12 protein-coding genes are annotated in these 12,709 nt (G+C 70.2%); 4 read left to right on the top strand and 8 right to left on the bottom strand.

The features are described from left to right. Positions 1-44: 44 nt before the first annotated feature. Positions 45-662, bottom strand: coding sequence for a TetR/AcrR family transcriptional regulator (locus VZL07_RS01405; protein WP_426753506.1), 618 nt, complete (start codon positions 660-662; stop codon positions 45-47). Between the two features lie 12 nt (positions 663-674). After that, on the bottom strand, positions 675-1,199 hold the full coding sequence (locus VZL07_RS01410; RefSeq protein ID WP_426753507.1) for a PaaI family thioesterase: 525 nt from the start codon (positions 1,197-1,199) through the stop codon (positions 675-677). A gap of 180 nt (positions 1,200-1,379) precedes the next feature. On the opposite strand from VZL07_RS01410, the gene fabF reads away from it, so the two are divergent. The 3 genes from fabF to VZL07_RS01425 all read left to right on the top strand — a co-directional run bounded on the left by fabF (position 1,380) and on the right by VZL07_RS01425 (position 5,414). Further along, on the top strand, positions 1,380-2,642 hold the full coding sequence (gene fabF, locus VZL07_RS01415) for a beta-ketoacyl-ACP synthase II (protein ID WP_426753508.1): 1,263 nt from the start codon (positions 1,380-1,382) through the stop codon (positions 2,640-2,642). 310 nt (positions 2,643-2,952) lie between these two features. After that, entirely contained in the window at positions 2,953-4,530 is a 1,578-nt protein-coding gene (locus VZL07_RS01420) for a helix-turn-helix domain-containing protein (RefSeq protein WP_426753509.1), read from the top strand. 8 nt (positions 4,531-4,538) lie between these two features. Continuing rightward, complete coding sequence (locus VZL07_RS01425) at positions 4,539-5,414, top strand: tetratricopeptide repeat protein (protein ID WP_426753510.1); 876 nt, start codon at positions 4,539-4,541, stop codon at positions 5,412-5,414. Between the two features lie 49 nt (positions 5,415-5,463). Here the strand turns inward: VZL07_RS01425 and VZL07_RS01430 are convergent, their stop codons facing one another. From VZL07_RS01430 to VZL07_RS01440, 3 genes are all read right to left on the bottom strand, one after another. Next, on the bottom strand, positions 5,464-5,952 hold the full coding sequence (locus tag VZL07_RS01430; protein WP_426753511.1) for a hypothetical protein: 489 nt from the start codon (positions 5,950-5,952) through the stop codon (positions 5,464-5,466). Then, positions 5,949-6,731 (bottom strand): sulfite exporter TauE/SafE family protein, encoded by a 783-nt coding sequence (locus VZL07_RS01435; protein ID WP_426753512.1) that lies wholly within the window; start codon positions 6,729-6,731, stop codon positions 5,949-5,951. Before VZL07_RS01435 ends, VZL07_RS01430 begins: the two co-directional genes overlap by 4 nt. A 90-nt stretch (positions 6,732-6,821) precedes the next feature. Then, complete coding sequence (locus VZL07_RS01440) at positions 6,822-7,715, bottom strand: hypothetical protein (protein ID WP_426753513.1); 894 nt, start codon at positions 7,713-7,715, stop codon at positions 6,822-6,824. A 136-nt stretch (positions 7,716-7,851) separates the two neighbouring features. Between VZL07_RS01440 and VZL07_RS01445 the strand changes: the two genes are divergently transcribed. Beyond that, positions 7,852-9,444 (top strand): leucyl aminopeptidase, encoded by a 1,593-nt coding sequence (locus tag VZL07_RS01445; RefSeq protein ID WP_426753514.1) that lies wholly within the window; start codon positions 7,852-7,854, stop codon positions 9,442-9,444. Positions 9,445-9,658: 214 nt separating this feature from the next. Here the strand turns inward: VZL07_RS01445 and VZL07_RS01450 are convergent, their stop codons facing one another. Genes VZL07_RS01450 through VZL07_RS01460 form a run of 3 tightly spaced genes read right to left on the bottom strand, consistent with a single transcriptional unit; the run spans position 9,659 to position 12,667 of the window. Then, entirely contained in the window at positions 9,659-10,267 is a 609-nt protein-coding gene (locus tag VZL07_RS01450) for a hypothetical protein (RefSeq protein WP_426753515.1), read from the bottom strand. A 54-nt stretch (positions 10,268-10,321) separates the two neighbouring features. Next, complete coding sequence (locus tag VZL07_RS01455; RefSeq protein ID WP_426753516.1) at positions 10,322-11,557, bottom strand: DUF4388 domain-containing protein; 1,236 nt, start codon at positions 11,555-11,557, stop codon at positions 10,322-10,324. A 27-nt stretch (positions 11,558-11,584) separates the two neighbouring features. Continuing rightward, positions 11,585-12,667 (bottom strand): thioredoxin domain-containing protein, encoded by a 1,083-nt coding sequence (locus VZL07_RS01460; protein ID WP_426753517.1) that lies wholly within the window; start codon positions 12,665-12,667, stop codon positions 11,585-11,587. Between the last annotated feature and the right edge of the window lie 42 nt (positions 12,668-12,709).

Raw genomic sequence — 12,709 nt, forward strand, 5'->3', positions numbered from 1 at the left:
GCACCGCACATTCGACGGCACGTCGGGGCAGCCCCTTCACGACGTCAGCGGGCCTTCTTCCGGGCCGCGGCGGCCGGCGAGCCCCCGTCGCCGCCCGTCAGCAGGAACTCCCGCGCGGCTTCCAGAATCTCGTCGGAGAGCGGGAGGGGCCGGGTGGCCCGGGCCAGCGTCATGGCCCCGAAGAGGAGCGCCAGCGTCGCCAGCGCGCGCTTGCGGGCCGTCACCCCACCCTCTCCCGGAACGCGGGCGCCCATCTCCGCCACCAGCCCCTCCAGGCCCTCGGAGATGGCGGCGCGGGCCTCGGGCGTGCCGCGCGTCAGGTCCGACAACACCGACGGCAGGATGCAGCCCGTCTCCAGGTTGTCGCGGATGTGGTGGTTGAGGTAGCGCCGGACGAAGTGGCTCAGCCATTCGCCGCCGCGAAGCTCCTCCAGCCCTCCGAGCCACCGGCCGTGCTGGCGCTGGAAGAAGGCGCGCACGGACTCGGCGAACAGCACGTCCTTCGAGCCGAAGTGGGCGTAGAAGCCCCCCACCGTCAGCCCCGCCGCGCGCATGACGCGCTCCACGCTCGCGCCAGCGAGCCCCTCCTTGCGGAACAGCGTCTCCGCCGCCGCCAGGATGCGCTCGCGCGTGGCCTGCTTGTGCTCGGGTCCGTACCGCATCGTCACCGTCTCCTATTCACGACCTCCCGCTCCGGGCGGCCGGAACAGCATGCACGTCGTCGTGCCGTGGGCATACAGCTTCCCACTGGCGTCCGTCAGCTTCGCCTGCGCGGTGGCCGTGCGGGCGCCCACGTGCACCACCTCCCCGGTACACGTCAGCCGGCCCGTGTCCTGCGTGATGGCGCGCACCATGTTCACGTGAAGCTCCAACGTGGTGTAGCCCGCCCCCGCGGGCAGCGTGGAGTGCACCGCGCAGCCCAGCGCCGAATCCATCACCGTCGCGGCCAGCCCGCCGTGCACCGTGCCAATGGGGTTGTAGTGGTACTCCGCCGGCTGCACCTCGAACACCGCCCGCCCCTCGGAGACTTCCACCGGCGCGAAGCCCAGCACCTCCGCGATGGGAGCCCCCGGCACGTCCCCCCGCAGGATGGCGCGCAGGTACTCCAGCCCGGAGAGTGACTTCGCCGCGGCCACGCCCTCCCGGGTGTCCTTCCACGTCACGGTCCGCGTCCGCGGCCCACCCGCCTCTTCACGCATCGGCGTTCCTCCTCGAATAGATGATGCCCATCATTCCATGAATCCAGGCCACACCCTGACAAGAACAGGACTTTGTTGCCATGTTTAAATGATGGCCATAATTCTATCCGGGACACAACGCGAACGGGAGCCAGGGGTGGGCCGGGCCCGGCTCCGCGGGACGCGTACAGGGAGTGGGGCATGCAGAAGCGGCGGATCGCGGTGACGGGACTGGGGCTCATCAGTCCATGCGGTACGGGGGTGGAGAAGAGCTGGGACGCGTTGGTGCGGGGGCAGAGCGGCGTGGGGCCCATCTCGCTCTTCGATGCGAGTCGGCTCGACTGCCGCATCGCGGGGGAGGTCCGGGACTTCAAGCCGGAGGACTTCATCGACCGGCGCGAGCTGCGGCGGATGGACCGCTTCGCGCAGTTCGCGGTGGTGGCGGCGGACATGGCGCTCGCGGACTCGGGACTGAAAATCACCCCATCGAACGCTGACCGGGTCGCGGCGGTCATCGGCTCCGGTATTGGCGGCATCGCCAGCATGGAGGAGACGTACCGCCGCGCGCTGGAGAAGGGCCCGGACCGCATCAGCCCCTTCTTCATCCTCCAGATGATCATCAACCTGGCGCCCGGCTACGTCTCCATGCGCCACGGCATCAAGGGCCCGTCCTGGTCCACGAACTCGGCGTGCTCCACCAGCGCCCACGCCATTGGCGAGGCCATGCGCGGCATCCAGCGCGGCGACTTCGATGTCGCCGTGGCGGGCGGCGCCGAGGCGCCCATCTCCCTGCTGGGCGTGGGCGGCTTCGCGGCGATGAAGGCCCTGTCCACCCGAAATGACGCGCCGCAAGCCGCCAGCCGGCCCTTCGACGTGGACCGGGACGGCTTCGTGCTCGCCGAGGGCGCGGGCATGCTGATCCTGGAGGCCTGGGAGCACGCCGAGGCCCGCGGCGCCCGCATCCTCGCCGAGCTCGCCGGCTACGGCGCCAGCTCCGACGCGTATCATGTCACCCAGCCCGCGCCGGGGCACGAAGGCGCCCAGCGCAGCATGCGCGGTGCCCTGGCCGACGCGGCGCTCTCCCCCGCGGACATCGGCTACATCAACGCCCATGGCACCTCCACGGACATCGGTGACGTCCTGGAGATGGAGGGCATCGCCCAGGTCTTCGGCGACGCGGCCGGCACGGTCGCCGTGTCCTCGACCAAGTCGATGACGGGCCACATGAACGGCGCCGCGGGTGCGGCCGAGGCCGTCATCAGCGTGCTGGCCCTCACCCGGGGCGTGCTGCCGCCCACCATCAACCTGGAGCGGCAGGACCCGCGCATCCCCCTGGACTGCGTCCCCAACGCTGCCCGCACCGCGCAGGTGGACGCCGTCATGAGCAACTCCTTCGGCTTCGGCGGCACCAACGTGTCGCTGATCTTCCGGCGATCGCCACCAGCACCCGCTGCTCGCCTGTAAACCGACGAATCCGCGCTTACCGAACCGTTACCCGGGGATGCCGCAACGCATCAGTAAATGTTTGACAGGCCGGGGCAGTGGAGACGCCGGCCGGACGGGCGCCTACTCCATCACGCAGTAATTCCGTGGGGTTGAGCTCGTCCATATCGGACACTCCGCCTCCAGGGCAGTCGGCCCGTCGCCGGGCCGACAGGGCTCCGGCGGCCCCAAATCCGTCATTGCAAATCGGTAAATCGATTTGCAGAGTGGAAGAGGCACCCGAGGCGCGCGCGGCCATTCGCGATCTCCGAAGGCGCCTCTGCATCCGGCCATGAACGACAACGCACTGAACGCCAACGTGGGCCTGAAGCTCCGGGGACTGCGGCTCGCCCGGAACATCAAGCAGGCGGACGCGGCAAAGGACCTGGGCGTTTCCCCGGCGTACCTGAACCTCATCGAGAAGGGCAAGCGGGTGATGCCCTTTCCCCTGCTCTGGAAGGCCCTGCGCTACTTCGACCAGGACCCCGAGCAGTTCATGTCCACGCTGGGCGAAGGCCGGGTGGACGAAGCGCTCGCGAAGCTGCTGGACGAGCCGCTCCTCAAGAGCCTCGACATCGACCCCGAGTCGCTCCAGTCCCTCTCCGCGGAGCCGAAGCTCGCGGGCACGGTGGCGGCGCTGTTCAACCTCTACAAGAACACGCGCACGCAGCTGGAGAACGTGCTGGCGCAGCTCAACGTGGAGGAGCGCACGCGCGCCCAGGGCGGCACGGCGCACGGCATGTCGCCGGGCGTCCGCTTCGACTATTCGCCCTTCGACGAGGTCAGCGACTTCCTGGAGAAGCACCGCAACTACTTCCCGGAGCTGGAGGAGCAAGCGGACGCGCTGCGCCGCGACGTGCGCCTGGAGCGGCAGCTCACCAGCGGGCAGCTCATCCGGCTCCTGGAGGAGCGCTTCGGCTACCGCGTCCTCTTCGACGACCCGTCCCCCACCGGCTCGTCCGTGGTGCGGCGGTTGGATCCGGAGGAGCGGACGCTGACGCTGTCGCCCTTCCTCACCGAGCAGCCCCTGAAGTTCCAGATCGCGGCCTCCATCGGTCTGCTGGTGATGGACCGCGAGAAGCTGCTGGAGCGCGTGCTCGACGCGGGCCGCATGCGCCACGGCGAGACGCAGCGGCTCATCAAGGTGAACCTGGCCAACTACTTCGCCGGCGCGCTGATGCTGCCCTACGGGGACTTCTTCAAGGAGGTCCAGCGCACGCGCTACGACGTGGAGCTGCTGTCCAGCATCTTCGGCTCGACCTACGAGACGGTGGCGCACCGCCTGTGCAACCTGTCGGACCCGAAGCGCCCGGGCATCCCCTTCCACTTCCTGCGCGCGGACATCGCCGGCAACATCTCCAAGCGCTACAGCGGCACCGGCATCCGCTTCGCCACCGGCGGCGGAAGCTGCGCGAAGTGGGCCGTGCACCTGGCCTTCCTCAACCCGTCCCAGCTGACGCGGCAGTACTCCATCATGCCGGACGGCACCGCCTACTTCTGCTTCGCCAAGGTGCAGCTCCAGCCCATTGAAGGCTCCATCGTCAAGGGCACCGCGTACTCCATCGGCCTGGGCACCCACGCGGAGAACGCGAAGTACCTGGCCTACGGCCTGCCCACCACGGACCTGCGCAAGGACGCCATCCCCTCCGGCATCTCCTGCCGCTTCTGCGAGCGCACCGACTGCAACCAGCGCGCGGCGGCCAGCTACCGCTTCGCCTTCGCCTTCGACGAGTACACGAAGAAGGACTGCTTCTTCTCCCCCATCCTCGTCCACGAAAAGGCGGACAAGAACGCCAACGGGACTGTCGGGAGCGAGAAGGACGATTCGCTGGACAAGACCTCCCGCCGCCGCAAGGGTGGCGACGCCTGAGGCCCCCCATGCACCACCCGCCCGAAGACACCCAACGCACCCACATCCTCGACGCCATCCAGCGGCAGAAGAACGCGCTGGCGCCGCTGCGCATCACCGGCTCGCCCACCGAGGTGGGCCAGGGCCTGGTGAACCTGGCCGAGCTGCATGGCCTCCTGGAGGACCACGCCGCCAGCCGGCAGTTCTACGAGGAGGCGCTCGAGAAGTTCCAGGAGGCGAAGTACAAGCCCGGCCAGGCCAAGGCCCTGCTGGGCCTGGGCGTGGTGAAGGCGAACTTCGAGGACCACCGCGGCGCCATCGAGCAGATTGCCCGCGCCGCCATGCTCTTCAACGAGTCCAAGGACCGCGAGGGCGAGGCCCTGGCCCGCGCCTGCATCGGCGAGTCCCTGCGCTCCATGGGCCAGCCGGAGGCCGCCGAGGAGAAGTACCAGGAGGCCCTCATCCTCCTGCGCCAGACGCGCAACCACGAGCGCGTGGCGCGGCTGCTGCTCGACATCGGCGACATCCGCATGGAGAAGGGCGAGTACGAGCCGGCCCGGAAGCGCTTCCTGGAGGCCGTGCCGCTGCTGGAGCAGGGCGAGGACCCGGAGGCGCTCGCGCTGGGCCACCTGCTGCTGGGTGAGTCGGAGGGCCTGCTCGGGAACCACGAGGGCGCGCGCCCGCACCTGCTCCGCGCGGTGGAGCTGTACCAGGAGCTGCACGACCATGTGTACGAGGCCCGCGCCCGGTGGGATCTGGGCCTGGCCTGCTACTACCAGCAGGACTTCGCCGCCGCCCGCACGCAGTTCGAGACGCTGATTCCGCTCTACGAGGCGCAGGGCCAGACGAACGAGGTCGCCAAGGTGCGCAACGTGCTGGCCCACTTCGCCGCGCGTGGCGTGTGAGCGCTCTTCCCCGAGACACCGGGAGGAGCGCCCTCACGCGTGCTCCGCCCTACGCGTGGATGCCGGCCCCCACGGCGAACGCGAGCAGCCCCAGCACGCCCGCGGCCATCATCATGTAGCGCCACTCACCGCGCAGGCCCAGCAGCGTGCCCGCCACCGCGAGCCTCGCCACGGGCGTCACCAGCAACAGTGACGCGGCGCCCTTGCGCAATAAGTCGATGGCGACATGGACGCGCTCGGATTGGGGCAGGGACTCCAGGCCCAGCGACAGGACGAACATTCCCCCGCTGGCCACCGCCCCGATTCTCAGCACCCGCGCAATCCACCGGTCTCCCGCCACCGCGCGCTCCCGGTGGTGGTGTTGCACCTGCCCCGCCGCGCCGGCTTCGGCGTGCGCCATCGGCTCGGGCGCCGCGCGGGATGTCAGCGATGCGGCGCCTGCCGACACCGTGACGTTGTGAACGGCCGCGGCGTGCTCGGACGCCACCACCGCGGATACGGACGCGCCTACGGCACGCTCTTCCTCGGGCTCACTCACTTCACCATGCTCGGCCACAGTCCCTCCCCTCCCTTCCACAGCATCTGCCCCGCGACCACCAGCAGCACCAGCGCGAACAGCCGCTTCAGCACCGCGGTGGGCACCCTCGGCATCAGCCGGCTGCCGACGTAGGCGCCCCCCAGGACGCCCACCACCAGCGGCGACACCAACGCCAGCTTCAGATGGCCCCTCAACGCGTACGCGGCAACGCTCGCGGCGCCGGTGACGCCGATCATCAGGTTGCTCGTCGCGCTCGCCACCTTGAACGGCACGTGCATGCCGTACGCCATCAGCGGCACCTTGAGCGGCCCTCCGCCCACCCCCAGCAGCGAGGACAGGCCGCCGGCCACGAAGGAGCCGGAGAAGCCCAACGGGTAGTTGGTGGGTGCGTAGTCATCGAGCGCGGCGGGCTCCTGACGCGGCGAGCGCAGCAGCAGCATCTGCAGCGCCACATAGAGCGTGAAGAGGCCGAAGACCACCGCCAGCATCGCGGGCGCCACCAGCGCCGCCACCATGCCGCCGGCGATGGCGCCCAGCACCGTGGCGAGCTCCAGGGAGAGCCCCAGGCGGATGTCACTCAGGTGATTGTGCACGTAGCCCGCGGCGGCGGAGCACGAGCTGGCCACCACGCACATGAGGCTCGCCGGAATCGCCTGCTCCAGCGGAATGTCGAACCCCAGCACCAGCGCGGGCACCAGCACGATTCCGCCTCCGATGCCGAGCATCGCGCCCAGAGTGCCCGCGAGCGCGCCCACAGCGATGAGGAGTAGAACCGTCATTCCTCTTCGAGAATAGGAGCGACTTCGCGCTTCGGACAGCGGCATTCCCCGAGCGGCGCCAGGCTCGCCAGGACGCCTGCTCTGCGCGTGTCACGCCGCCCTTGCGCCCAGCGTTCCCTCGGGGAAGACCTCCAGGAAGCGGGCCCGCGTCCGGGGCGTGAAGGTGCCTCGCGCCATGTAGCCGTTCAGCCGACGCAGCACCCCACGCGCGGTCTCCAGCGCACCTTCCACCTCCGCCGCGAAGTCGAAGGCGTCGTTGCGGTACAGCTCCTGGAAGGACAGGCGCGCGTAGGCAGGCAGCGCGCGCGCGCGGCCCATGGGGCTTGAAAGGAAGAGCCCCGAGACGTACAGCCCGCGCACCCAGCCATCCACCTGCGCCTTGCTGGGCGCCTGGCCCACGCGCTCCTGCGAGGACAGACGGACCAGCTCGTAGAGCCCTCCGCCGATGCCTCGCCACGGGAAGCCGGGGCTCTTCACCACCTGACACTTCTCGCGCAGCCGCGACGTGCCCAGCAAGTCCATGCCGTGCAGCTCGCGCAGGTAGAAGAGCGTCTGGGCCCATTCGATGTCGCGGTGCGCCTCCAGGGCGCGCTCGCCCCGGCGGCGGTGGCGAACCACCAACCTGTCCACCACCGGATACAGCCGCCGGTCCAGACACAGGTGCGTGAAGTAGCCCGCGAGCACGGCCAGGCCCGGCTCGGTGCCCACCAGCGCGCCGGAGGCCACCAGCTCCGCCATCTTCAGCCCGAAGCCCACGGGAGCGCGCTCGTGGTAGAGCCGGGCGAAGTGCGGCATCTCCCGCTCCGGCAGGAAGGCGGCGAGCCCGCCCCGGATGCCTTCGCACAGCGGCAGGTCCGGCAGCGCCGCGCCAAAGCGCGCATAGGGCAGGTCCTCCGACAACGCACGCACCCAATCCGCCGGCAGCTCACCCGGGTTGGCGGCCATCCGTTCAATGGCGGTCAGATGCATCAGCAGCGTGGGCATTCCCCACAACTGCTACCCAGTGCAACGGAGCAATGCAATGCTCGAATGAAATCCAACGCTTTGCGCGTAACAAGGCGGGCGTTACAGTCCGCGCCCTTTCCGCAGCCCTTTTCACCGTTCAGGAGTTCCACGGCCCATGAACTTCAGCTTCGCTTCCGGCGATGCCACGCGGACGAGCGGCGACCTGCTCGTCATTCCCCTCTTCGAGGGCGAGCTGGGAGACAGCGCCCCGTCCTCCCTCTCCACGGCGGACGGTGCCCTGGAGGGACGCCTGCGCGGCGCCGCCACCCAGGAAGGCTTCAAGGCGCGTGCGGACCAGAGCCTGGTGATGCACACCCTGGGACGCACGTCCGCCGACCGCGTGCTGCTCCTGGGCCTGGGGAGCCGCGCCCGCTTCCACCCGGAGGTGCTGCGCCTGGCCGCCGGCCGCGCGGCCAAGACGGCGCAGCGGCTCAAGGCGACCTCGCTCGTCTTCGCGCTGCCCGCCACGGACGCCGCGCAGGACGTGGTGCGCGCCGTGGTGGAGGGCCTGGAGCTGGGCGTCTACCGCTTCGACAAGTACAAGTCGTCCGCGCGCGAGGAGAAGAAGGGCGCCCCGAAGCTGGGCAAGGTGGCCCTGGTGCTCCCGGAGGGCACGGAGCGTGCCCGTGAGCTGGATGACGCCCTGGCGCTGGCGCAGCGCGTCGCGGCGGCGACCAACTGGGCGCGCGACCTCGTCAACGAGCCGCCCAACGCGGTGACGCCCACGGTGCTGGCCGAGGCCGCCCGTCAGGCCGCGAAGGAAGGCGGGCTGAAGGTCACCATCGGCGGCCGCCGCGACATCGAGAAGCTCGACATGGGCATGTTCCTCGGCGTCGCCGCCGGCAGCACCGAGGAGCCGCGCCTCATCCACCTCGAGTACACGCCGAAGAACGCGCGCGACGCCAGGCGCCCGCCGCTGGCGCTGGTGGGCAAGGCCATCACCTTCGACTCGGGTGGCCTGTCGCTCAAGCCGACGGACGGCATGGTGGACATGAAGACGGACATGGCGGGCTCGGCCGCGGTGCTGGGCGCCATGAAGGTCATCGCCGCCCTCAAGCCGCCCTTCCCCGTGCACGCCTTCATCGGCGCGTGCGAGAACATGCCCGCCGGCAACGCCTACAAGCCGGGTGACATCCTCACCTCGCGCCTGGGCAAGACGGTGGAAATCACCAACACGGACGCGGAAGGCCGCCTGGTGCTGGGCGACATCCTGACGTGGGCCAACGAGCACCAGCCGTCCGCCATCATCGACCTGGCGACGCTCACCGGTGCCTGCGTCGTCGCGCTGGGCAACTACATCGTCGGCGCCTTCGGCGAGCACGAGGAGACGGTGGCCCAGGTGCTCCAGGCCGCGCGCACCGCGGGCGAGGAGATGTGGCGCATGCCCATCAGCGACCTCCAGAAGGACGCGCTGCGCTCCGAGGTCGCGGACATGAAGAACTCCGGCGAGCGCTGGGGCGGCTCCATCAACGCCGCCCTCTTCCTCCGGGAGTTCGTGGGCGACACGCCGTGGGTGCACCTGGACATCGCGGGCCCGTCCAACAGCCCCAAGGAGCGCGGCTACCTCAACAAGGGTGGCACCGGCGTGGGCGTGCGCACCCTGGTGGAGTGGGTCCGCCTGCGCGCCCAGGCCCAGGAGGCCGCGCCCGCCGACGAAGCGCCCGCGCCGAAGGCCAAGGCGAAGCCCGCCCGGAAGCGCGCGAAGTAGTTTGTACGGAAGTTCCTGAGGAGGGCGCCCACCGGGGCGCCCTCACCTCACGGCAGTGGCAGGCGCCACGCCGGACCTGGCCCCAGGGACGGACGCGGGCACAAAGAGGTGTCGCTACGAGCCGGTGTCACGCCCTGGATGCGGCAGCTATATCGCCGGGGCCGGGAGCGGACGAACACCTCCGCCGAGGCAGCCTCCGCGAGCCGGCGTCACCTCACCGCCGCGGCAGGCGCCAGGCCGTTGCCGGAGCCTGAAGCGGGCGGACGCCCTGGATGAGGGCGTCCACGCTCTTCGGAACGTCCGCCGCCGCCTGGGCAGGCCACGTGGCCAGCATCATCAGCACGCGGCCGGGGCTGCCCTCGCGCACGGCCACCTTGCCGTGCACGCCTTCCCCCACCTGGAAGTCGAAGCCCACGGCGTTGTCCGACAGCGGAATGGGCTCGGGGTCGGACGTGGTGAAGCCGGGGTGCTGGCGAAGCCCCTCGGTGAGGCGCTCCGCGAACTGCGTGGGCGACGCCACCGCGGGCGCCACCTGCAACACCACCTGCGCGCCATAGACGGTGTGACGGAGGATGACGGGAATCGCGAGCCCCTCCGGCGTGCGCTCGTTCGTCTCATCGAGCTGCCAGTCCGCCGTGGGCCGGACGATTTCGAAGCCGAGGTCCTCGTCCACATAGCGGCGCGTCGTCGAGCGACTCTCCGCGCTCGGGGCCTCCACCACCCCGGAGCCGCCGGTGCCCTCGTCCTTCGTCACCTGGCGCGAGCCGGCGCAGGCCGTCGTCAACACCAGAACTCCCCACGCCCACCTGCTCATCGCGCCCATGCCGACTCCCCGCCCCCGACTGCCGTGAGGACGAACGTGGGCATGCGCCGACGACTAGGCCAGTCCTCCCTGGAGTGTGCGGTAGGTGTTGGACAAGCGCTCCGCCACCTCCGGAGGCAGGACGTTGCGCGCTGAAAACAGCGCATAGGAGACGAAGGCGTCCAGCGCCTCCAGCGTGAGGGCCCGGCCCACGGCCTCACCGCCCGCGGAGAGGTTGGTCCTCAGCCGCGCCACGTCCACACGCCCATCCTCGGCCAGCGCCACGCCGGCGTACGCGTCCTCCAGGCCCTGCGGCGGCGCGTCCAGGAAGCCGCGGAGCAGGTCCGTGTCCTTGCCCGCGTCGCGCAGCGCGCGGTGCACCAGCGACAGCAACAGGTTGTAGCGTTCCTCGGCGGACAGCAGCTCCCACGCCATGCCCTCCACGGCGGGCGCCTTCGGCGGGGGCGGCTCCGCGGGCCGAACGGCCACGTTGCCGCCGCGGACGGCCTCGTCCAGCCACGTGTAGAAGGCATGGGGCCCGCCCTCGTAGACGCCGCGCAGGCTGCCCAGCGGCAGCCCGTCCGCCAGCCGGGCGAACAGCTTCTCGTCCCCTGGTAGCGGCCCCTCCGGGCCCACCATGACATGCATGTCATCCGGGAAGCGGCGGCGCAGGCGCGATACCAGCTCCGCCCGCTTGATGCCGGTGAGGACCAGGTCCCGCGTGCGCTCCGGCAGCTTCACCACGTCCGCCATGGGCGCGGGGCCCTCGACGAACATGAAGCTGCCCTCCTCCAGCTCGAAGAGGCTGAGCACCACCTCGCGCACCACGTACGTCATGGCGCTGTACAGGTTCGCCTCGGAGACGAGCCCCTCGGACGTCAGCACCTGACCGATGCGCCGCGACGGCGTCACACGCACCAGCGCCTGGGTGAGCTGCGCCTGTGTCAGGAGGCCCAGGCGCAGCAGCGCCGCGCCCAGCCGCTCCCAGCGCTCGGTGGAGGTGGCGAACACCACCTGCCCGTCGCGGAAGGACACCGTGCGACGGCCCGTCGCGTGCTGCACGGCCAGCAGCCCACTGCGGATGCCGGACAGGACGTGGGCGAAGACCTCCTCCATCGACAGGGTGCTCAGGCTGCCGGCCAGGAAGCCGGAGAGGCCTTGCGACTCCTGGAGGAGCACCATCCCCTCCGGCCCGTTGAACCAGGCCTGGAGGGGACGGGATGAGGACAAGCCCTGGGTGAGCGGCAGCTCCAGTTCGAGCGTCGCCGCGTCCCCCACGAGGCGGGGCGTGGCCTTGGGTCGTGTCGCCACAGCCCGTCTCCCCAGGAACGACGGTGACTACTTCTTCGGGTTCAGCTCCGCGTCGATGATGCTCTTGAACTCGTCGAAGGGCTGCGCGCCGGACAGCAGGATGCCGTTGATGAAGAAGGCCGGGGTGCCGGACACGCCCGCCTGCTTGCCGTCCGCCAGGTCCTTCTGGACGATGGCGGCCTTCTCACCCGAGTCGAGGCAGGCGTTGAACTTCGCCGTGTCGAGCTTCAGGTCGGCCGCGTACTTCTTCAGGTTGTCCACGCCCAGCGCCTGCTGGTTGGCGAAGAGCAGGTCGTGCATCTCCCAGAACTTGCCCTGGTCCTGCGCGCACAGCGAGGCCTCGGAGGCCTTCGGCGCCTCCTTGTGGAAGTCCAGCGGGAAGTGGCGGAAGACGATGCGGACCTTGTCGCCGTACTCCTGCTGCACCTGCGCCAGGACCGGGTTGGCGCGGCCGCAGAACGGGCACTGGAAGTCGCTGAACTCGACGATGGTGACGGGCGCGTTCTCCGGGCCACCCTTGGCGGCGCCGGTGGCGGCCACCTGCTTGCGAACGGCCGGCGGGCGCGGAGGCTCGGGCAGGGTCACCTGGACGTTGGCCGCCTTGCGCAGCTCCTCGAAGAGGGCCTGCGCGCGCTCCTGCTTCGGCTGCTGCGTCAGGAACTCCACGATCTGCGGCTTCATCTGCTCGAAGGTGGAGCCCTCCGGGAGCTGCCCCGCCGCGCCGTCGTAGACTTCCTTGATGCGCTCCTCGGTGGGCGCGGGGACCTTGTCGTCGATCTCCGCCTTCAGGTACTGGTCCTGGGTCATGCCGCGCTTCTTCGCCTCGGCATCCACCAGCTTCTCCGTCACCATGCCGTCCAGGCCACGCTTGAGGAGCTGGAACTTCTGCTTCTCCAGGTTGGCCAGCGGCTCCTGGAGGCGCTCGTTGAGTTCCTTGTAGGTAATCTTCTGCCCGTCGCCGAAGGTGGCGACGACGGTGTCGGGCGCGGGCTCACCCGCCGCCGGCTGCGCCGCGGGAGCGGTGGCCGGCGCCTTCTCCTTGTTGCAGCCGGCGGTGAAGGTGGCCGCCAGGAGCGCGGCGAGGATGACGCGGGTGGGACGGTTGAGCATAGCCCGCCCACTTAGCCGAGCCTTACCGGACCTGCAAGTTAA

Source organism: Pseudomyxococcus flavus (genome assembly GCF_050038885.1).
GTDB classification, from domain to species: domain Bacteria; phylum Myxococcota; class Myxococcia; order Myxococcales; family Myxococcaceae; genus Myxococcus; species Myxococcus flavus.